This is a genomic window from Microcoleus sp. Pol10D4, assembly GCF_036701555.1.
Classification (GTDB): Bacteria; Cyanobacteriota; Cyanobacteriia; order Cyanobacteriales; family Microcoleaceae; genus Microcoleus.
This window is the reverse complement of the sequence record NZ_JAUBRA010000042.1, coordinates 20,265-44,210: the sequence shown is the minus strand read 5'-3', so window position 1 is coordinate 44,210 and position 23,946 is coordinate 20,265. Positions and strand designations below refer to the sequence as shown.

At 43.8% G+C, this 23,946-nt stretch carries 10 protein-coding genes; 8 read left to right on the top strand and 2 right to left on the bottom strand.

From position 1 onward, the window contains the following. Window positions 1–237 precede the first annotated feature (237 nt). Window positions 238–7,098, top strand: coding sequence for an AAA family ATPase (locus QUA36_RS19950; RefSeq protein ID WP_333458832.1), 6,861 nt, complete (start codon window positions 238–240; stop codon window positions 7,096–7,098). A 182-nt stretch (window positions 7,099–7,280) separates the two neighbouring features. On the opposite strand, the gene QUA36_RS19945 is transcribed toward QUA36_RS19950, so the two are convergent. Continuing rightward, window positions 7,281–8,480: a response regulator gene (locus tag QUA36_RS19945; RefSeq protein ID WP_333458831.1), complete on the bottom strand. Its 1,200-nt coding sequence runs from the start codon at window positions 8,478–8,480 to the stop codon at window positions 7,281–7,283. A 107-nt stretch (window positions 8,481–8,587) separates the two neighbouring features. Beyond that, a complete protein-coding gene (locus tag QUA36_RS19940; RefSeq protein WP_333458830.1) occupies window positions 8,588–8,713 on the bottom strand; it encodes a hypothetical protein in 126 nt (41 codons plus the stop codon). 571 nt (window positions 8,714–9,284) lie between these two features. Between QUA36_RS19940 and QUA36_RS19935 the strand changes: the two genes are divergently transcribed. From QUA36_RS19935 to QUA36_RS19905, 7 genes are all read left to right on the top strand, one after another. Beyond that, entirely contained in the window at window positions 9,285–10,385 is a 1,101-nt protein-coding gene (locus QUA36_RS19935) for a sigma-70 family RNA polymerase sigma factor (protein WP_333458829.1), read from the top strand. 74 nt (window positions 10,386–10,459) lie between these two features. Next, window positions 10,460–10,684 carry a hypothetical protein gene (locus tag QUA36_RS19930; RefSeq protein WP_333458828.1) on the top strand — a complete coding sequence of 75 codons (225 nt, stop codon included), beginning with the start codon at window positions 10,460–10,462 and terminating at the stop codon, window positions 10,682–10,684. A gap of 235 nt (window positions 10,685–10,919) precedes the next feature. Then, the gene (locus tag QUA36_RS19925) at window positions 10,920–11,774 is read left to right on the top strand and encodes a hypothetical protein (protein WP_333458827.1); all 855 of its coding nucleotides are present in this window, start codon (window positions 10,920–10,922) and stop codon (window positions 11,772–11,774) included. Window positions 11,775–12,178: 404 nt separating this feature from the next. Then, window positions 12,179–14,206, top strand: coding sequence for an AMP-binding protein (locus QUA36_RS19920; protein WP_333458826.1), 2,028 nt, complete (start codon window positions 12,179–12,181; stop codon window positions 14,204–14,206). Between the two features lies 1 nt (window position 14,207). Next, entirely contained in the window at window positions 14,208–17,633 is a 3,426-nt protein-coding gene (locus tag QUA36_RS19915; RefSeq protein ID WP_333458825.1) for an amino acid adenylation domain-containing protein, read from the top strand. After that, the gene (locus tag QUA36_RS19910; RefSeq protein WP_333458824.1) at window positions 17,633–22,570 is read left to right on the top strand and encodes an amino acid adenylation domain-containing protein; all 4,938 of its coding nucleotides are present in this window, start codon (window positions 17,633–17,635) and stop codon (window positions 22,568–22,570) included. Before QUA36_RS19915 ends, QUA36_RS19910 begins: the two co-directional genes overlap by 1 nt. Before the next feature lie 23 nt (window positions 22,571–22,593). Then, the gene (locus QUA36_RS19905; protein WP_333458823.1) at window positions 22,594–23,916 is read left to right on the top strand and encodes an MFS transporter; all 1,323 of its coding nucleotides are present in this window, start codon (window positions 22,594–22,596) and stop codon (window positions 23,914–23,916) included. The last annotated feature ends 30 nt before the right edge of the window (window positions 23,917–23,946 follow it).

The window sequence follows — 23,946 nt, the reverse complement described above, 5'->3', positions numbered from 1 at the left end:
AAGTTGCGAGTTTTGGCGATCGGACAGTAGCTAGAGGCTTCAAGTGGTAGTACACTTGTACGCTAAATATAGTGTAAGTAAGTCCAGAGCAAAAAAGCAATAATAAAAGATTGGGAGTTGTAGGGGGGTCAGGCAAGGATTTATATTCGGAGCGAGTTTACTGCTGCTCTCACCCGCTCCTACCCATGTTATATTTGTTTGTATACTCATTTTTTTTAGGCAGCAATAATTCCCAACATGATTTCACTGCCAGATATCACAATTGTCAGCCAGATTTACGAAAGTGCTAATTCCCTCGTATACCGAGGCATCCTCAAATCAAATCAGCAACCTTTAATTTTGAAACTCCTCAAAGAGGATTATCCCACACCATCAGAACTCTACCGCTATCAACAGGAATACGAAATCACTCGCCTTCTCAACGTAGATGAAACGATTAAAGCCTACGAACTGCGAAAATACGAAAACACACAAGTCATGTTGTTGGAAGATTTTGGAGGAGAGTCCTTAAAAATCTTGCAGTCAGGTCATCCCTTGGCTTTACCAGATTTTCTCCACCTAGCCATCCAAATCACAGATGCGTTAGGCAAAGTTCATCAAAAAAACGTCATTCACAAAGATATCAATCCATCTAACATTGTCTTGAATCCTCAAACCGGACAATTAAAAATTATTGACTTTGGCTTATCTACCATCCTATCCCAAGAGAATCCCAGCCTCAAAAGTCCTAATCTTCTAGAAGGGACATTGGCTTATATATCTCCCGAACAAACAGGCAGGATGAATCGCTCACTAGACTACCGCACCGACTTTTATTCTCTTGGCGTTACTTTCTATGAACTGCTAACCAACCAGTTGCCTTTTGCATCCGTCGATGCACTTGAGTTAGTCCATTGCCATCTTGCCAAACAACCCACTCCACCTCATGAAATTAATCCAGAAATTCCCTTTACTGTCTCAGAAATTGTCATGAAATTAATGGCAAAAACTGCGGAAGATAGATATCAGAGTGCTTGGGGAATCAACGCAGATATAAAAACTTGTCTCGATCAATTTAGAAAGGGTAAAATTCAAGCTTTTTTATTGGGATACCAAGATATCTCTCCTCAATTGCAACTCCCTCAAAAACTGTACGGGAGAGAATCACAAATTGAGTCCTTATTGAGTGCATTTGTTCGCGTAGCGTCGGGAGAAGAGAAACAACTAGGGGCGAGCACCCCAACGACAACTCAGTCACAAAATCTGCCCGTACAAGGACAAACAGAACTCATGCTAATTTCTGGATACTCTGGTATTGGGAAATCAGCTTTAGTTCAGGAACTGTATAAGCTCATCACTCAAAAAAGCGGCTACTTTATTGCAGGTAAATTTGACCAGTTGCAACGCGATATTCCCTATCAAGCTTTAGTCGCTGCCTTCCAAGAATTGGTGCGACAATTGCTCACCGAAACTGAACCCCAATTACAACTGTGGCGAGAGAAGATTCGACGTGCATTAGGAATCAACGGACAAATTATTATTAATGTTATCCCCGAAGTGGAACTGATTATTGGCAAACAGAATCCAGTCCCCGAATTACCTGCAACAGAAGCAAGAAATCGGTTTAATTTAGCTTTTCAAAACTTTATTCAAGTTTTTTGCCAAAAAGAACATCCCCTCGTCTTATTTCTAGACGACCTTCAGTGGACAGACAGCGCTACGCTGCAATTGATTCAGTTGATAATGACCGATTTTACTACTCAATATCTGTTTGTAATCGGAGCTTATCGAGATAACGAAGTCAGTGCAACTCATCCTACTATGCTGACTTTATCTGAGATGGAAAAACAGAGAGTAGTAATTAATCATCTCTCCCTTTCACCCTTAAATTTAAACCAGGTTAATGAATTCATTGCGGATACGCTGAAAACCGAGTGCGTCCCTACGCAAAGATTAGCCGAGTTGGTTTTGCAAAAAACACAAGGAAATCCATTTTTTATTAAAGAGTTTCTCAAGTCACTTGATACAGAGCAATTGTTGAAATTTGATACTAATGCTGGCGCTTGGTATTGGAATTTAGAGGAAATTATAACTAGAAATATTACTTATAACGTTGTTGAGTTCATGGCAAATAAAATTAAAACATTATCATACTCAGCACAAAAGATTTTACGATTAGCCGCTTGCATTGGCAACCAATTTGATTTACCCACCCTTTCAATTATTAATGAAACTTCTCAAAAAGAAACGGCGGATGAATTATGGAATGCTATTCAATCAGGATTTATATTACCCCTTGGAGATGATTACAAATTCCTGAAAACCAATCGAGATACAAAGGAGTTAAAAATTACTTATAAATTTGCTCACGATCGCATCCAGCAAGCCGCCTATTCCCTAATTCCCCCACACGATAAGCAAGCGGTTCACTGGAAAGTGGGGCAACTGTTGTTAGAAAATACGCCACCACAGGTACTCCAACAAAAGATTTTTGATATTGTCAATCAACTAAACTTCGGTATTGAAACAATTGACATCCAGTTAGAAAGAGATAAACTTGCTCAATTAAATCTGATTGCTGGCAAAAAAGCGAAGGCATCAGCAGCTTGGAAACCAGCCTGGAATTACTTAAGAATTGGTATAAATTGCCTGAGTGCAGATAGTTGGCTTCGTCAGTATGACCTAACTCTGGCACTTTATGTGGAAATAGTAGAAGCTGCTATCTTAAGTGGCCACGTTGAGGAAATGGAAAAATTGGCTGACATTGTGCTTCAACAAGCTACTTCATTGCTGGACAAAGTGAAAGTCTATGAAGTCAAAATTCAAGCCTATACAGCACAAAACCAACCGTTAGAAGCGATAGAGACGGCACTTTCAGTATTAAAGCTGTTGGGGATTCGTTTTCCCAAGAAGCCAACAAAATTAAATATTTTCCTTGAACTGATGAAGACTAAGTTAAGTTTAGCAGGGAAGCGAATCGAGGACTTAATCGACTTACCAGTGATGACTGACCCTTATAAGTTGGCAGCAATGCGTATCCTATCAAGTGTAGTTTCTGCTGCCCATTTTGCCACGCCTGAATTGCTAGCGCTAATGGCGTTTAAACAGGTCAATTTATCCATCAAATACGGGAATACTTCTGTGTCTTCTTGTGCCTATGCTACTTACGGACTAATTCTGTCGGGGGAAACTGTAGGAGACATTGAGACTGGTTATAAATTTGGGCAACTTGCTCTCTTGTTACTCGATAAGTTTAATACTAAAGAACTCGCAGCCAGAACCATATTTATTGTTAATTACTTTGTCAAACATTGGAAAGAGCATCTTAGGGAAACTTTAAACCCTTTGCAGAATGCTTACTCGATCGCCCTAGAGACTGGAGACTTAGAATATGCAGCTTATTCAGTTTGTGTATACTGCTATCACTCCTATGTATTGGGGAAGGAATTGGCAACTGTCGAGGCAGAGATGGCAATGTACAGTAATACACTCAGCAAACTTAAGCAAGAAACATCATATTACTATAACCAACTCAATCGACAGGTTTTATTGAACTTGATGGGACAGGCTGAAGATAAATGCCGTTTAATCGGTGAAAGCTATGATGAAACAAAAATGTTACCCTTGCATCGAGAGGCGAATGCTCAAAATCTTTGTCGCTCGGTCTATTTTTATAAGCTATTTCTCTGCTATATTTTTCAAGACTATCAGCAAGCTATAGAAAATGCTAAATTAGCCGAAAAATATAGCGATAGCGCTGTAGGTACTCTTCCTCTCTACCATTTCTACAATTCTTTACTTTATCTCGCTATCTATTCTGACGCACCAAAATCCGAGCAAAAACTCATCCTCCCGAAGGTGAAAGCCAACCAGAAAAAAATTCAAAAATGGGCGCAGTTTGCTCCGATGACTCATCTCCATAAATTCTATCTAGTGGAGGCAGAGCGATATCGAGTTTTGGGTGAAAATGCTAGGGCGATCGACTACTACGATCGCGCCATTGCCTTAGCCAAAGAACATGACTACATCAACGAAGAGGCTTTGGCTAATGAATTGGCTGCCAAATTCTACCTCGCTTGGGGAAAAGAGCAAGTTGCTCAAGCCTATATGACAAATGCTTACTACTGCTATTTACGTTGGGGCGCCACCGCTAAAATGACAGATTTGAAACGGCAGTATCCAGAACTTTTAAAGCGTTTTACGACAGCCAATATGTCCATAAATTCCCGCAACACTCTGTCTGATACATCTAACAGCTCTTCAGGTGAACTCCTGGATTTGGCAGCCTTGATGAAAGCATCTGCGGCAATTGCTAGTGAAATTGAGTTGGATAAACTCCTCACGACTTTGATGAAAATTCTGCTGGAAAGCTGCGGGGCAGAAACTGGCTATCTAATTTTAGAGTCTCAAGGACAACTGCGAGTCGAAGCGTCAGGTGAGGCTAACTCAAATCAAGTGATGGTGTTGCAATCGACTCCTATAGAAACCTGTCTTCCTTTGTCGATTATTCACTATGTTGAGAGGACTAAACAAGGACTGATTGAAACCAATGTTGCCCGTGAAGGCCGATTTACCCAAGATGCTTATATCAAAACACAGCAGCCCAAGTCTATCCTTTGCGCCCCTCTGCTCAATCAAGGGCAATTAATTGGAATTATTTACTTGGAAAATAATTTAGCAGATGGGGTTTTTACACTCGATCGCCTGCAAGTGATTCAATTACTTTCAAGTCAGGCGGCGATCGCCCTTACCAACGCCAGACTCTACACTCAGGTACAATCGACGCAAAATCGCCTGAATAAAATCCTTAATGCCATTCCTTTTGGCATATCCGTTCACGACGCCAAAGGACAACTGGTTTACGCCAATCCAGTTTCACAGCAGTTACTGAATATTCAAGATTTACCCAAAGCCGAAATTGAGCAACTCTCACAAACCTATCACGTTTATCGGGCAGGCACTGGGGAGATGTATCCAGTGGAACAGCTACCCTTGGTGCGATCGCTTCGCGGTGAAAAAGCTCAGGCGGATGACTTGGAACTGCACTACAGTGAGCGAATCGTTCCCTTAGAAGTAACTAGCACGCCAATTTTTGATGACACGGGTAATGTAGAATATGCGATCGCAGCTTTTCAAGATATTAGCTCACGCCAGCAAGCACAGATTACGGTCATTGAAAATGTCCGTTTAGAACAGGAAATTCGCGAGCGCAAAAAAACAGAAGAGGCTCTGCAGCAGAGTGAGGCACGCTACCTTGGTATTCTGGAAGACCAGACAGAACTGATTGCCCGGTATCTGCCAGATGGTACCGTTACCTTTGTTAATGAAGGCTTCTGTCGATTTTTTGGACTGACAAGGGAACAACTCATCGGGCATCACTACGAACCTGTCGTGTTTGAAGAAGACCGCGAATATGTAACCCGAGTCGTCAATTCCATTAGCCCAGAAAATCCCGTTTTCACAATTGAAAATCGGGTGATTGTTAGCTCCCAAGTGCGTTGGACGCAGTGGGTTAACCGAGGGATATTTGATGATTCCGGTTGCATTGTTGAATTCCAGGCGGTAGGACGAGATATCAGCGCGCGCAAAAAAGTTGAAGCAGAACTCGAACAAGCGAAAGAAGCAGCAGTTGCCGCCAACCTCGCCAAAAGCACTTTCCTTGCCAACATGAGCCACGAATTGCGAACTCCCCTGAACGCCATTCTCGGTTTTTCTCAACTGATGAATCAGGATACCAATCTGTTAACGGAACAAAAAGAGAACCTCAACATCATTCAGCGCAGTGGAGAGCATTTATTATCTCTAATTAATCAGGTGCTTGACCTTTCTAAAATTGAAGCAGGAGGCATGAAGCTATCTGAAAACAATTTAAACCTTCATCATTTTTTAGCTGAAATCGAGGATATGTTTGCGTTGAAAGCCACCGCTCTAAGCTTATACTTACGATTTGAATGTGCTGCAGATGTTCCTAAATATATCTGCGCTGATGAAGTTAAGTTGCGGCAAGTGCTGATTAATTTTGTCAGTAATGCCGTTAAGTTTACCTCTTCGGGAGGGGTGTCTTTAGAAGTAAAAAATAAACAGGTAAAAGCCCAAAGTGAAGCCGGAACCAAAACAACCAACAACCAACAACAAACAACCATTACCTTTGAATTAAAAGATACGGGAGTTGGCATTGCGGCAGAGGAACTGGAGAGTCTATTCAAACCCTTCGTGCAAACAGCATCCGGTCAAAAAGTGCAGCAAGGAACCGGATTAGGACTGACGATTAGCCGTCAATTTGTCCGCTTGATGGGAGGTGAAATAACTGTCATTAGTCATGGTAAAGCTTTCACTCCTGGAATGCCTCTCAAGGAATTTTTAGAAGACACAACGGGCACAACATTTAAATTTGACATTCCTGTGGGCATCGCTGATGCCAGCGCCATTCAAAATCAACCCCACAGTCGTCGCGTCGTTGCCTTAGCGCCTAACCAACCCCAATATCGCATCCTAGTGGTGGACGATCGAGATTACAATCGGCAACTGTTAGTTAAACTCCTCAAACCTGTTGGTTTTGAAGTGGAAGAAGCGACTAACGGTATTGAAGCGCTTGAAATTTGGGATTCCTACTCACCCCATCTGATCTGGATGGACATGAGAATGCCCGTTATGGATGGTTATGAAGCCACGAAACGCATTAAAGGCACCCTTAAAGGTCAAGCTACTGCTGTTATTGCTATTACTGCTAGCGTGTGGGAAGAAGAAAAGGCAGTTATTTTATCGGCTGGTTGTGATGATTTTGTACGAAAACCGTTCCACACAGAAGCCATCTTTGACATTATGGCTAAACATTTGGGAGTCGGTTATATTTATCAGGAAGAAGAGCTACCCTCTCCCCCTTCTAATGTGACTGGAGAACCGTTAAATTTCACTAATTTATTAGCAGCGATGTCAAAAGAATGGATAGTAAAACTATATGAAGCAGCTATTGACGCGGATTCGGAATTAGTTTTTAAACTCCTAGAGGAGATTCCTGAATCTCAAGCTTTCGAGCTTCAAACTCTCAGAAATTGGGTGAATAAGTTTCAGTTTGAGAAGATTCTAGATTTAACTGAACCCTTGGTTGGTGAATCTTGAGACAGCAGATTGCAGGTTTATGAAGTAAACTCTCGATCTATCCCCCCTAGCCCCCCTTAAGAAGCAGGGGACAAGAGTATTCAAAGTCAACCCCTACTCCCCTTCTTAAGGGGGATTTAGGGGGATCGAGACTCAGCTAAAAGCGAGATTTCTTGGATCGGATTGCGTAAGTCCCGTTTATGCTATTTGATGCTACTACGCGGTTGGTTCAGTTCCATCATTGACTTTAATGCCGACTGTTTTAAGTCTGTAAGATCGCGGATGGTAATTGAGCAACCGTCTCCCAATTTAACAGCAGTGAAATAATAGCATTTGCCAAGGTAATCATTTTCTAGATGAACCTCTCCTTCAAGCGATTCTCCAGTCTCAACAACTTCTACTAATAAATCAAACAATCCTGGACTCAATTGATTAAGCAGTTTTTTCAGCACGGGTTCGGCCGCGAGTTCTGTTCGTTTTTTCCCTAAGAGTCTGGCAAAGACAGGGTTAACTACCAAGCAGCGAAAATCTTGAATTTCTCCAGCGATATCTCCCCTCGCCGCCTCCACTGCGGCTATTCCATCCAGAGATGAGTTTAGCAAATTTGCCAGCAGGCTGCGAGATTGGTAGGCAATTTCTGCGGTTTGCTGGTGTCGCTCGATTGCTTCTTTAAGCTGGCGTTTTTGGTGCTGGATAGTGACCTGAGTTTCGAGGCGAACTAGCACTTCTTCCGGCTGAAAAGGTTTAGAGATGTAGTCAGATCCCCCTAGCTTAAAAGCTTTAACTTTATCAAAAACTTGGTCAAGTGCGCTTAAGAAAATAATCGGAATTTCTGAGGTGTTTTCATCAGATTTAAGGGCTTCGCAGACTTGATAACCGTCCATGTCTGGCATTTTTATATCCAGCAATATAGCATCGGGGGGATAATGGCGAACAGTCTTCAAGGCCATAGAACCATTGGTGACGCAGCGAACTTTGTACCCCTCCTTAGTGAGAATTCTTGTTAGAAAACGGAGATTCTCTTGGATGTCATCAACAATTAAAATGTTGCCTTTGTAATTTTCTAATTCATTGATGTCACTTTCTCCTACCGAAGCCATCGTCATAGGTTCGCCTTCGACTTCGGCTTCGGCGAGATCACTTGTGGTGCTTTGCTTCTCTAGCAGAGAGCGGAAGTTATTTTTAGTAACTTTTTCTCCCATTACGTCTGAAAGGCGCTGCCACAGGATGGAAGATGAATCTTTGATATGTCCTACGCTGAGGTACAAGCTGTCAGCAACAGCACTATAAGTTGCGTTTTTCCAAGCAGCTTTTAAGATTTCCTGCTCAAGAAAATTTAATGGTTTACTGGTTTTGGACTCTAAGGCTGATTCAATAAATTCTAAGGCTTCTTCAAAAGTCATATACAAATCAATCTCATCGGGTAAGGTTTTTCCAGTTTTGCACCCTAGTTTGAGTTATACACCGTAGTAAGTCGGTGGAGAAATTCCTAATAGCTATTATGACAGACTTATTGACACTTACGCTCCGGGACGATCGCCCCCGATCCTGATTCCACCTTGTCGCAACCGGAAAAAGGCGATCGCGGCCGCCTAATTCTTTGTGAGGGCGATCGGCTTAAACCCTTTAATTGCAAAGCTTTTCAGTTGCTTGTCACCCCCTGAACGCCTACAACCTCGACTCTTTGACATATATAAAGCTCTTAAAAAATCTGAAAAACTGGTACATCTTTCATGAATCTGAGCTCGCTACCTAGGCGGCAACCCTATAAATCAGTATCAAGCCTTGTATTTATCCAAAAGACAAGGCTTGATTAGTTTTTATATTTTCAAATAAAAAGATAGGCCGATTAGCGCCGACTATTCGATTAATTTTCAGTATTATTACTGATGTATTTTAGAGCTGTATATGGTATGTCTCACTCAGAAATAGGCCAATTAGGCAAAGATCCGACTTTTCCGACTTTATGATCCGACTTTTCCGACTGACAGTGGCAGGGTAGGGGAGCAATGATAGAGATATGGAAAGGATACAGCCTCAAAAAAAGGCATTGCATAATTTCGGGATGAATCTTGTAGGGTGGACTGAAGAGCCCGCCCGAACAATAAGGGTTTTCAGCTTTGATCAAATTCAAAACCATCCCGCAAATATGCAACGCCATAAACCGTGCATCTTAGCTTTCAATCCATTGACTAGGTGAAATCATCATGCAAGCCACTACTCATACTCACCCCATTGCCAACCGAGCCGAAGAACAACAACTTTTACACCGTCTTGCCGCAGGCGAAACCCGTGCCTTTTGGCACCTCTTCCAACCGTGCCAAGACTACCTGTTGCGGTGCTGCCTCAAGTGGACAAACGGCAACTTAACCGAAGCGGAAGATTTGCTGAGTCAGGCGATGCTCAAATCGTTTGAAAAAGCACAAAAGTACGCGGAAACAATCGAAAACTTCAAGTCTTGGGTCACGACACTGACTCGGAATTTCTGGATCGATTTAAAACGTCGCCCTTGTGCCAACCAAGTGGAGGATATAGAAGTGTATGCGGAGCGAGAGAATTTAGGATGGGTTGGGGTTGACGACACGCCTGGAAGCGCCTTGGAGCGTGACGATAAAAACCGGGTCATTCGCGCCGCTATTGATGAGTTACCGTCCAAAATGCGCGAGACGTTTATCCTGCATTTTTATGAAGAACTGTCTCATCAAGAGATAGTCGAAAGGCAAGGAATTTCCTACCCGAATGTCTGCAAGCGCATCTCCCAGGCGCGGGGAATTCTAGTAAAGGAATTGCGGGGTTATTTTATTGAGGAAAAGACAAATACGGAAGTGTCAGTCACACCAGTGGTAATAGAGTCGGTAATTGAGGAAACTCCTCTGGAGAATGCGGGAGTTGAGCCGATCGTGGATGAGACGGTGACGCTATCCGTTGCGGTGGGGGAAGCTGAGGGTGTTGTGATTGAGGAATCGCTGGAGGAGGTGGTATCCGAGCAGGAGTTTGAGTCGGATTTTGTGGCGGTGAGTCCTGGGGGGAGGCTAGAAGTAAGGAGTGATGGTTGTCAGTGGGTTGAGGTGGCACTAGGTAAAAGGCTGCTAGCATTGATTTTGGCGTTGACACAATTTGATGAAGAAACTGGAAGTTGGGGGAGACTACTGGTGGGGAAAGTTGGGGGAGAATTTGTGCGATCGTCCCGCTCCCCTCCGCAGCCCAACCCCAGAGTTACAAGAAATCATGAAATTATATGGTGTCCCGGCTCTCGGAAAATTCAGAAGTTCCCTCAATATTTCGTCCTTATGTTTAGAAAAGGGTAGAAGGTAAAATAAAATAATTATCTTCAAACCATGCCATAGCTAATGTCCAAAAACTAACAAAGGAAAAACTAGCCATGAATATGACTGTGCAATATGAGCCAGATGCTCTAATATTTTTGAAAAACAACAATATTAATGTGCAACTTTTCACAAATCACTTGCAACAATTTATCAACCCGAATGGACAAAATATTAATCCTAATGGGGGTAATATGCAGTTTAATTTCAACAATCAAAATTACCAGGTAACTTATGGTGTAGTTAATAATAATGTATTTATGGTGAACCAAATAGTTTAAGAAAATAAGGCGATCACTTTTTGGTTGAATTTGAGACTAACGGGTGCGATCGCAATTGGTAGAGTTTGGGATGAGAAGGTGATCGCTTCTCTTAATTGTGGGAGGCGATTGCAGTCTAACTTATTGAGAAACTTGAGTGATTTAAGCAGTCGCACTGTACATCAATAGGATGGGATTTTTCCTAACAAAACTAAACCGTTAATTTCACAATCTATTCTAAGCTAAGGAGAAAAAAATGGGATCGATGACACAGGCAATAAAGAGCGTTACAGGTCAGGATCAAGCCCAAAAGGATATAAAAGATCGGCTAGAGTTACTTTTAATGGTTTCCAAAGCGAAACTTCAAGCATTTCGCTCTGAGTTAAACGAACAGTTTTTGAATCCAGCACAAGTAAACAGGATACAAATACCTGGAATCCGCGCTATTCGCTTTATCGAACAGTATCATGTTGCTGCAACGTCAAAATTCAGTCAACAATGTGGCGACCATCTCGAACAAGCTATAGATAGTTTTTTTTCAATAGGGGGAGAAAACAAAGATACTAAAAAAGCTGTTCAGAATGGGGTTAAGGCACTAATCTCAACAGCTATTGATGGGTTTATTGGAAGTACAGAAGCAGGGGAATCTGAACAAAAAATATATGTTGTAGTGCCTGAAAACAATGCATTTGTGCGAGCGGATATCTGTCTCTGGAAATACCATATGACATCAGTACAGTTAACTGAGGATAATGATACTGCTGTTGCATACGTGCTTTGTAAGTCAGTCATTGACCACAATGAATTGAAACTCGATGAATTGATTTATCTAGTATCGGAAGCCCTCAACTCTGGAAGTAAGTCATGGATAGAAAAGGAAGAAGGTGCTGACAAAAAAAAGTATCTTTCCTATGACGGTATAAATCCTGCAAAAAGGGATCCAAATGGGAATGATACAGGCGCAAATTGGATAGAGTGGACTGTTGATTTAAATAACCCATCAGGCGGTTCGCCACCATCAATTCGAGTCGTTGAAGCTTATATCGAAGAGCTAATTCGGGTATGGAATAAGTTACGGGTAGAGAAGCGAGAAGCTATGCTTGAAGCATAGCTCTGATGGCAATTGCAACCGAGCGATCGTGCAGGGGTTTGAACCTCTCGGTGCTTGAAGCAACGGGTGTAAGCGGTGAAAAACGCCATTACCCCTGCCCATTTCCCTGCTTATCCATCCAGCGATCGCCTCTTTAATCCTTCTACTCTTAGCCCACCGCCTAGTCACTTCCGTGATCTTAGTTTACATAAGCTCAACCTATTTACTGCGTTATACGGAATCCGCTATTTAAAGGTCTATAAAGACTTCTTGTAGGGGCGCAAGCATTGCGCCCCTACAAATACACCTTGACGCGGCTCGTTTTTATAGACTTGTCAGTACCGTATTCCGTATCACAGTAGCTTTGATAAGAGGTTCAGGTGATAAAAATGAGTGTCCAGTCAATAGACAAATTCTAAACTTGTATGGCCCCAAATCTAGCAATCAGTCACGGCAAACCGCTACAAGACTCGGAAGATACTCCCAAAAGTCTAGGAGAGGTACTGCAACGAGCCGCTCAACAGTCAACTAAAGGTATTGTCTACATTCAGCCTGATGGCACCGAGAAATTTCAATCTTATCGGGAATTATGGCAAGATGCCCAAAAAATTTTAGCTGGATTAAGAAAGCTAGAACTCAAACCTCAAGATAAAGTAATTTTTCAACTAAAAGGCAATCAAGATTTCATTTCTGCTTTTTGGGGCTGCGTGTTGGGGGGCTTTGTGCCAGTACCCTTATCCATCGCTCCATCCTATGAGGAAGTTAACAGTACCACAAGCAAACTTCAGAATGCTTGGCAGATGTTGGGGAATCCCCTCGTGCTGACAGGTGCTTCTTTAACTTCTAAGATTCGTGGTTTATCAAAAGTTCTTAATTTAGAAAACTTTCAGGTCGAAACTATTGATGAGTTATACAATTCTGAACCGGACTTGAACTGGCATAACAGCCAGCCAGAAGATTTAGCAATTTTACTTTTGACTTCTGGAAGTACGGGTACGCCCAAAGCCGTTATGCAGAGCCATACAAGTCTCATCGCACGTTGCATGGGTACTGCTGCTATGAACAGTTTTACCAGTGAGGATACCTCAGTAAATTGGTTTCCCCTAGATCATGTTGGGGGACTAATTATGTTTCACCTCCGGGATGTGTATGTAGCCTGTCAGCAAATCCATGCTCCCACGGAATTAGTTTTACAAGAACCTACAAAATGGTTGGACTGGATTTCTCACTATCGAGCTACGATTACCTGGGCACCTAATTTTGCCTACGGGCTGCTTAATGAAAAACTAGAAAACCTCCCCACCCAAGCAACCCCCAAATGGGATTTATCTTCGATGCGGTTTATTCTCAATGGAGGGGAAGCTATCGTCGCCAAAACAGCCAGAAAATTTTTGCAGTTGCTCATATCCTATCAACTACCTGATACAGCAATGCACCCTGCCTGGGGAATGTCTGAGACATCTTCAGGAGTAACCTATTCTGAAACCTTTTTGTTAAATTCAACCACAGATGAACAAAAATTTGTGGAAGTAGGATCTCCTATTCCCGGATTTGCCATGCGAATTGTGGATATCAACAACCAGGTACTTGAGGAAGGAACGATTGGAATCTTGCAGGTGAAAGGTGCTTCGGTTACTTCTGGTTACTATGAGAACACAAAAGCAAACCAAGAAGCTTTTACTGAAGATGGCTGGTTTTACACAGGAGATTTAGGATTTATTCGGAAAGAACGATTAACGATTACCGGGCGACAGAAAGATGTAATTATCATCAATGGAGTTAACCACTACTGTCACGAAATAGAAGCAACTGTCGAAGAACTTCAAGGAGTAGAAGTCTCTTACACAGCAGCTTGTGCTGTAAGAGGTGCTGGAAGCAATACTGAAAAATTAGCCATATTTTTCAATCCCAAACTTTCTCATAGCGATGACTTAGTAAATCTCCTTAAAGAGATTCGCGCCAAAGTAGTAAACAAAGTGGGAATCAATCCAGATTATCTTATACCAGTAGAGAAAGAAATGATTCCCAAAACTGCCATAGGAAAAATCCAGCGTTCTCAACTAAGTCAACGCTTCAATGGAGGTGAATTTGAACCTATTCTCAAACAAGTTGATATAAGGCGGCAATTGAACCGTCAAAAAGAAGGCGAACTGGTAGCACCTCGTAACGAGGTAGAACAACAAATCGCTCAAATTTGGCAAAAAGTTTTAAACGTACCGCTTATTAGCATCAACGATAATTTTTTTGAATTAGGAGGAAATTCTCTTCTAGCTATCCAGCTTATTTCCCGACTGCGAGATGCTTTGTTTATTGAATTGTCTTTACACCGTTTACTTGCTTCTCCTACTGTAGCTGAGTTAAGTTTTAACATTGAGTTACTGCGTTGGGCAGCAGAATCTGAAAGCGCCTTTATTAATAATACAGAAGAAGAATACGAAGGGGGGTACTTGTAAAATGACGGCAGTTGAATTTTTGGCATCACTCAAGGATTTAGGTATCAAAATTTGCCGAGAAGGCAACCAACTTTGCTATCGCGCTCCCAAAGGAGTAATGACATCAAATCTCAAGGAGGAGTTGTTAGAGCAAAAAACAAAAATCATTGAGTTCCTAAAAGAGGCTCAAAATACTGTAATATTAACCCCTAAAACAATAAGAACTGTTAATAGGAATAACGATTTACCTTTGTCTTTCCCTCAGCAAAGGCTTTGGTTTCTCCATCAGTTAGATAGTCGAAACCCATTTTATAACGAGAGTTGCCAATTTCGGATTGTTGGAGTGCTGAATATAGCTGCATTAGAGCAGAGTATCAAGGAAATTATTCGCCGCCACGAAGCTTTACGAACTATCTTTACTACGGTTGATGAATTGCCCGTACAGCAAATCATTCTATCTTTAAATATCAACCTACCAGTCAGAGATTTACAAGGTTTAAAGGAAGCGGAAGTTCAACAGATAATTACCCAAAAAGTTCGCCAACCTTTTGATTTAAGCAAGCCCCCTTTGTTGCGATTCAGTCTGCTGCGTCTGGGATCAGAATATCATCTATTAATATTAACCTTGCACCACATTATTATAGATGGCTGGTCAATGGGAATATTGATTGAAGAGTTATCTGCTCTGTATCAAGCCTTTTCTAGTGGTTCTGCAAATCCATTACCAGAGTTGGCTATTCAGTATGGCGATTTTACTGTCTGGCAGCGCCAATGGTTAACTGAGGAATTGCAACAACGGCAGATTGACTATTGGAAGGAGCAGTTAGCAAATGCACCGCGATTATTAGAATTGCCAACAGATTATCCCCGTCCTTCAATTCAAACTTTTTCTGGAGCTATTAAAAAATTTAAAATCAATTTTGATTTAACTGCTAAACTTCAAGAAATTAGTCAGCAATCAAAAGCGACTTTTTTTGTCACGTTACTGGCAGCTTTTGCGGTATTACTACACCGCTATAGCGGTCAGGATGATATTTGTATTGGCTCGTCTTTTGCCAATCGGAATCGCACGGAAATTGAATCACTAATAGGCTTCTTTGTCAATACTTTGGTGTTGCGGACTCAAATTAAAGAGAACCCGAGCTTTTCAGAGTTTGTCACTCAAGTACAGCAAGTTGTCTTAGATGCCTATGCACACCAGGATGTTCCATTTGACCAAGTAGTAGAAGCTTTACAACCAGAGCGTTCCCTCAGCTACAATCCCTTTTATCAGGTAATGTTCGTATTGGAAAATTTCGCACTAGATGCTTTAGAGTTACCTGGTATTATACTGACTCCAGAGCTAGTGGAACGGGGAACGGCTCAGTGCGATCTAAGCTTGTCACTTTGGCAAACAAAAACGGGCTTGCTAGGCTCGTGGGAATATAATACTGACTTGTTTAAAGCGGATACGATCGCTCGGATGGCGGGAAATTACCAGACTTTGCTGGAAGGAATTGTCGCCAATCCCAAACAGAAGATTTTAGAATTGCCCCTGCTGACACCCACAGAAAGACAGCAGCTATTAGTGGAGTGGAACCACTCTTGGGCTAAGTATCCGCAGGATAAGTGTATCCATCAGTTATTTGAAGCGCAAGTGGAACAATCCCCTGATGCTGTAGCAGTGGTATTTGAAGAGGAACAGCTCACCTATCGCGAATTGAATGCAAAAGCGAATCAGTTGGCACACTATTTGCGATCGCTAGGAGTAGGGCCTGAAGTGTTGGTGGGGATATGCGTAGAGCGTTCCTTTGAGATGCTTGTCGGAATCTTGGGCATCCTCAAAGCTGGCGGTGCTTACGTTCCCATAGACCCAAACTATCCCTCCGAGCGCTTGGCTTTCATGCTAGAAGATTCCTCAGTGCCAATGCTGCTGATCCAAGAAAAGCTAGAGGAGAAACTTCCTCCACATTCGGCTCGTGTTATCAGCCTAGATTCTGACTGGGAAGAAATTGTTGCTTACAGCGAAGAAAACCCTTGTAGTGGCGTCAAGTCAAATAATGTGGCTTACGTTATCTACACATCTGGCTCTACAGGCAAACCCAAAGGCGTTTTAATCGAACACAGATCACTCGTCAACTACACAACAGTTGCCAGTGCTGAATATGGCATACAAGAGTGCGATCGCATTCTACAATTTTCCTCAATTAGTTTTGATGTCAGTGCCGAAGAAATCTATACCAGCCTGATTTCTGGTGCAACATTGGTCTTGCGTACTGATTCCATGCTGGACTCCGTTGAGGGATTTTTGCAGAAGTGCAACAATTGGAAAATAACCGTTCTGGCAATTCCTACAGCCTACTGGCACGAACTTACCACCTTCTTGAGTCAAGAAAAAGTTGCCATTGCTCCATCATTGCGATTAATCATCATAGGTGGAGAAAAAGCATTACCGGAACGACTGAAAACTTGGTTTGAGTGTGTGGGGCAGCAAGTTCGTCTGGTAAATAATTATGGCCCGACGGAAACCACTGTGGGAGCCACAATCTACGAGCTATCGACAGCCGACGCCACATTGAGGGAGTTGCCGATCGGTCGTCCCCTTGGTAATGTCCAGACCTACATCTTAGATGAGAACCGGCAGCCCTTACCCATAGGCATTCCAGGAGAATTGCACATCGGCGGTGCTGGTTTGGCACGGGGATACCTCAATCGTCCGGAGTTGACCGATGAGCGGTTCATTCCTAACCCCTTCAGTGACTCTCCCAGCGATCGCCTGTACAAAACTGGAGATTTGGTTCGTTACCTGAGCGACGGCAACATCGAATATCTCGGTCGGATAGATGACCAGGTAAAAATACGCGGTTTCCGAGTCGAAATAGGAGAAATCGAGGCAGCACTCAGTCAACATCCCAACTTGCTCTCTGTCGCAGTTGCGCTTCGAGAAGATATTCCAGGCCAAAAAAGCCTAGTCGCCTACATTGTCCCCGTTCAGGAGTCAGCAGCACCCACTGTTAGCGAACTGCGCGACTTTCTCAAACAGCAGTTGCCCGATTACATGATTCCCAACGCTTTCGTCACCCTACCGGCACTGCCGATAACGCCCAATGGCAAAGTAGATCGTCGGTTGTTGCCAGCACCAGATCTCAATAGTTTGATTCCAACACTAGAGTTTGTCGCTCCTCAGACTCCGACAGAAGAATTAGTAGCATCTATCTGGAAAAAGGTTTTGGGAGTAGAGCAAGCAAGCGTCAACGATAATTTTTTTGAATTAGGCGGGCATTCGTTACTGGCGACTCAAGTCGTTTCCCAATTGAATTCTAGTTTGGGACTGCATCTCCCTCTGTCTAAGTTGTTTGAGTTGCCAACGGTAGCCAGCCTTTCTAGCTACATTGATGCCACGCTTTGGACAAGCGAAAACCTCGAAAATATTAATACAAGTGACGAAAGAGAGGAGTTTGAACTGTAATGGATATAGTTGAGTTTGTAAATTATTTACGCAAGCTGGATATTAACCTGTTTCTCGAAGGCGATCGCCTGCGGTGCAACGCTCCTCAAGGTGCTATCACCGCTGAACTGAAGTCAGAGATGAGCGGAAGGAAAGCGGAGATAATCTCCTTTTTGCAACAAGCCAATATTCAAACCACTACCACAGCGATCGCTCCGATATCCAGAACAGAACAAAACACCTTTCCTCTTTCCTTTGCCCAACGGGGACTGTGGTTCCTCGACCAGTTACAGCCCAACAGTTCCTTTTACAACATCCCCCTGGCGTTTCGTCTGAGCGGTCAGCTTAATATCGCGGCTTTAGAAAGCAGCATCAACGAAATTATCCAGCGACATGAAGCCTTACGCACCAACTTCGCGACGGTAGAAGGTCAACCCGTTCAAGTTATTGCCTCAAGTTTCAATTGTCAGGTACAACTGGTAAACCTGTTGCACCTGCCTGAAACCGAGCGAAAAACCGAAGCGCAACGATTGGTTACGGTTGAAGCGAATCGACCTTTTAACCTGGAGCGAGAACCTTTATTCCGAGTCACGTTGCTACTGCTAGACCAAACAGAATACGTCTTGCTGTTTACCATGCACCACATTATTTCTGATGGGTGGTCATTGGGCGTATTGCTCAAAGAACTAACAGAGCTTTACAAAGGCTTTTGCACTCTTAAGCATCCAGTTTTACCAGATTTGCCAGTACAATATGCCGACTTTGCGGTTTGGCAACGACAGTGGGTAACTGGAGAAATACTAGAAACCCAACTTCACTACTGGAAGGAACAACTCAAGAACGCTCCGAATTTATTAGAATTGCCCACAGACCGACCGCGACCGGCGGTTCAAACCTTCCGGGGAGCATATTACCATGCAGTTCTTCCCCAGGAATTGAGCGCGGAACTTACTGCTTTGAGTAAGCAAGTGGGAGTCACTCTGTTTATGACGCTTTTGGCAGCGTTTCAGACATTTCTGTACCGCTTATCCCGGCAAGATAATATCGTAGTCGGTACGCCCGTAGCAGGTCGTAACCGGCAGGAAATTCAAGGGCTAATTGGCTTTTTTGTCAATACTTTAGTTCTGCGTACCGACTTATCAAGTACCCCCAGTTTTGAGGAGTTACTCGGCAGAGTCAGGGAAGTGGCGCTGCAAGCCTACACCAATCAAGACCTGCCCTTCGAGCAGTTGGTAGAGGCATTACACCCAACACGAGACTTAAGCCACACACCGCTGTTCCAGGTGATGTTTGCCTTTGACGATGCTTTAGTGCCTTCTGTGGAACTGCCTGAATTATCGGTAAGTTCTTATCCAGTGGAACTCGGCACAGCGAAGTTTGACTTGGGCTTATCAATGGAGAATACCGCTTGTGGATTGGTAGCAGAATGGGAATACAGTACGGATCTATTTGATGAGTCTACCATCGTTCGGATAGCCAGGAATTTCCAGACCTTACTTGAAGGTATTGTCGTCAATTCCAAACAAGAGATTTCAGAATTACCCCTGTTGACAGAAACAGAACGACAGCAGCTATTAGTGGAGTGGAACAACACTTGGTCTGAGTACCCCCAGGATAAGTGCATCCATCAGTTGTTTGAAGAACAGGTGGAACGGACACCCGATGCCGTAGCAGTGGTGTTTGAAGAAAAACAACTCACCTATCGAGAGTTGAATGTAAAAGCCAACCAGTTGGCGCACTACCTGCAAAGCTTGGGCCTGAAACCAGAAGTGTTAGTAGGGATTTGTGTAGAGCGCTCTCTGGAAATGGTAATCGGTTTGTTGGGCATCCTCAAAGCTGGGGGTGCTTACGTTCCTCTCGACCCTGCATATCCGAAAGATCGGTTAGCTTTCATGGTGGAAGACTCGTCAGTACCCGTTCTGCTTACCCAAGAGAAATTACTGGAGAAACTTCCCCAAAATTCTGCGTGTGTTGTCTGCTTGGACTCTGAGTGGCCAAAAATTGCTGTTCACAGCAAAGAAAACCCTTCCATCCCAGTAAAGCCAAAAAACTTGGCTTATGTTATCTACACATCAGGGTCTACAGGAAAACCCAAAGGCGTTTTAATCCAACATGAATCGCTAGTCAATTACACAACGGTTGCGACTGCTGAATATAGAATACAGAAGTGCGATCGCATTTTACAATTCTCCTCTATTAGTTTTGATGTCAGTGCCGAAGAAATTTATACTAGCCTAACTTCTGGTGCCACACTTGTATTGCGTACCGATTCCATGCTGGACTCCCTTGAGGGATTTTTGCAAAAGTGCAAGAATTGGGAAATCACTGTAATGGCTTTACCGACAGCCTACTGGCATGAACTGACCGCTTTCTTGAGTCAAAAAACGGTGGCATTACCCCCATCATTGCGCTTAATAATCATTGGCGGAGAAAAAGCACTGGTCGATCGACTGAAAACTTGGCTTGAGTGTGTGGGAGAGCGAGTTCGTCTGGTGAATAATTACGGCCCGACAGAAGCTACTGTGGGAGCCACGATATATGATTTATCGGTAGCGGACACGACATTGAAGGAGTTGCCGATCGGTCGTCCTCTGGGGAATGTCCAGACCTACATCTTAGATGGGAACAGACAGCCTGTACCCATTGGTATTCCTGGTGAGTTGCACATCGGTGGTGCTGGTTTAGCACGGGGGTATCTCAACCGTCCTGAGTTAACCAGTGAGCGGTTCATTCGCAATCCTTTTAGTGAGTCCGCCACTGAGCGCCTTTACAAAACTGGAGATTTGGCTCGCTACCTGAACGACGGCAATATCGAATACCTCGATCGGATAGATGACCAAGTGAAAATTCGCGGATTCCGCATCGAACTCGGAGAAATTGAGGCTGTACTGGCAAAACATCCGAACGTGCGCTCAGTGACAGCCATTGACCGAGAAGATGCACCTGGAAACAAGCGCCTCGTAGCTTATCTCGTCTCTAACCTTATTCCAGAACGTGTCCCTTATCACAGTGAATGCCAACTAGAACTAGACGGTAACACCATCACAATCCACACACAGGATATCTCCACTGGCGGCGTTGGTTTGGTGGGGGTGCCAGCTATCGAGCGAGGTAAGAGCGTCGGCGTGCAGATGCAACTACCTGGAGAGAGCGAACCGCGCTGGCTTTCTGGGACAGTAGTTTGGTCGCGTCCACCACAGGCTGGGATTCGCTTTCATCTTACACCCAGCGAACAGGCTCAAATCGAGCAAAGCGTAGATTATCAGTTGGACACTCAAGACTTGTGGAAAACTTTGCAGCGCACAGTGACTCGCAACCTGCGCCACTACCTGAAACAAAAGCTACCTGATTACATGATACCGAGCGCGTTTGTGCTGATGAAAGCGTTGCCGCTGACACCCAACGGCAAAATAGACCGTCGCGCCTTACCCGCACCAGATAACTTTCACAACGAACAGGAAGACCAATTTGTTGGTCCTGGCACTCCGACTGAAGCGAAACTGGCTGCTATCTGGGTTCAAGTTCTGGGATTAGAAAAGGTCGGCATTAATGATAATTTCTTTGAACTAGGAGGACATTCACTGCAAGCAGTTTCACTGGTATCCAAGCTCTCAGTAGAGATGAACCTTAAAGTTTCAGTCAAGCTTCTATTTGAGCATCCCACTATAGCTAAATTAGCCAAAGCCATCGAGCCGCTGTTCACCACTGAGCCATCTGTCAACCCAAAAGAACTTCAAACCGAAGTTGAAAAACCGATGACTGCTTCTTTACCAAAAATCACAGACTCCTCTCCATTTTTTAAACTAGAACAGCGCTCCTTGCTATCCTTGTTAGCTGTAGGAAAAATAGCACCAGTTGATTCAGCAGCTCTGGGTTATATTCCCTTTTCCTTACTAAAAGAAACAAGCTTGAGTCGCAAGGAAATCCTTCAAAAGTGGTTTGAAAACCTTCCGATGTGGGATGCTGTTATGGAAACTAAATGGGGCCGGATAGCGGGTCTAATCCTCCCTATATTCGAGGATGAACTATACAGCGACCAGCAGAAACTCGTACAAATGGTTGTTGACGCTTTAGAAATGGCAGGACGACTCGGGGCGAAAACTGTTTCCTTAACGGGTTTGATTCCCTCGGCAACCGATTATGGTCGTGCCATTGCCCAAGCTATTGAGGGGCGTACTGACTTACCGAAAATCACTACAGGACACGCTACTACCTGCTCGGCTGTCGTCCTGACCATTAAGAAAATTTTACAGATTAGTAACCGTTCTTTACAGCGAGAGAAAGTCGCTTTCATCGGATTGGGGTCAATTGGAATTAATAGCCTGCGCCTGATGTTAAAATGTTTGCCACATCCTCAATCGATTATAGTGTGCGATATTTACAGTAAACTGGAATCGCTTCAAAATCTTCAACGCGAACTGAGCGATGATTTAGGATTTCGAGGTTCCGTTCAAATCGCCACCTCCTCATCTTCATCAGAACTGCCCCCGGAAATTTACGACGCTAGTTTAATAGTTGGGGCTACCAACGTTCCCGATATCCTCGATATCAAGCGGATAAAACCCCATACTTTAATTGTTGATGATTCTGGCCCACATTGCTTTGACCCAGAACAGGCGATTCAGCGCTTTAAGGAGAAGAAGGATATTTGGTTTACTGAAGGAGGGGCGCTTCAATCAACTGACCCGATAGAAACGGTCATCTACCTACCGGAATGGATAAAAAATAACATCGCTGAAAATTTATGGTCAGCCTCTTTTGAGCCAACCAATCCCCTGAATATTATGGGCTGCGTTATGTCTAGTCTCCTCTCTTCTCGTTTTGACGATATGAAGCCGACTGTAGGATTGCCGAATCTAGAAAATTGTGTGCACCATTATCAAGGTTTAGAGCGGTTGGGCTTCCAGGCAGCCGACTTGCATTGCGAAGGCTATGTGTTGGAAGTAGAGTCAAAATAACCCCTAAGTAGCAGAAATTAGCTATGATGCGTAGTCTTAAAAATCTCCGACTCTTTACAGGCGAAATGCGCGTTTTCCTTATAGTCTGGTTCGGACAACTAATATCCCTGATTGGGTCGGGTCTGACTAACTTCGCATTGGGAGTGTGGGTGTACCAGCGCACGGGTTCAGTCACCCAATTTTCGCTAATTTTGCTATTTGGTCTGCTACCCAGTATCGTAGTTTCCCCGATCGCTGGTGCAATGGTTGACCGATGGAACCGTCGATGGTGCATGATTCTATCGGACTCGGGCGCTGGTGTAACCACTGTGGCGATCGCCCTATTACTCGTTGCTGGCAACCTTCAGCTTTGGCACATCTATCTTGCTGTTGGTCTTAGTTCCGTCTTCAAAGCCTTTCAGCTACCTGCCTACACTGCTTCCACCGCTTTGCTGGTGCCGAAAGAGGACCTACCTCGCGCCAATGGGATGGTGCAATCAGCACAAGCCTGCGCCCAACTACTCTCGCCCCTGTTGGCAGGGGTCTTGCTTGGAATTATCGAGCTTGAAGGTGTGATTTTAGTTGACTTTGCAACTTTCCTATTTGCCCTCACCACGTTATTATTGGTTCGCTTTCCTGATACTAAGACTGATGCCATTCCAAAAGAGGAAAAAACTTCTCTCTGGCAAGAGGCGATCGAAGGTGCGACTTATATTTTTGGTTGCCCCGGATTTTTAGCCTTGCTAATTGTATTCGCTCTGGACAATTTTGTTGCGGGAACGGTTGAAGCTTTGCTCACCCCCTTGGTACTATCATTCACCTCTGTCACCGTTCTCGGAACCATTCAATCTATGGGTGGTGCGGGGATGCTAGTTGGCAGTGTAGCTATCAGTATTTGGGGGGGAACTAAACCGCTCATCCGGGGCATTTTTGTTTTCGATATTCTCGCTCATTTGTGTATCCTAGCATTGGGATTGCGTACTGACGCCACACTTTTCTCATTAGCTATGTTTTTATTTTTTTTGAGTGTACCTATCATCAATAGCTCGGTTTTTACCATCTTGCTGAGAAAAGTGCCTCCGGCTATTCAAGGCCGGGTCTTCGCTACAATGCAGGCGATCGCCCTCTCCTGTATCCCTCTCGCTTATGTTATAGCAGGCCCCTTAGCAGATCGCATCTTTGAACCTCTCATGGCGGCTGACGGCTTACTTGCAGGCAGCATCGGACAAATCCTGGGCGTGGGTCCAGGTCGCGGGATTGGCCTCCTATTTATTACGATGGAAATTATCGCCATCTTGGTAACAGTTTCCATTTACCGCTATCCTCGCTTGTGGTTTATAGAACGCGAATTACCTGATGTGATTTAGTATTACCCTAGTTTTTCGGCGTTGCATAAT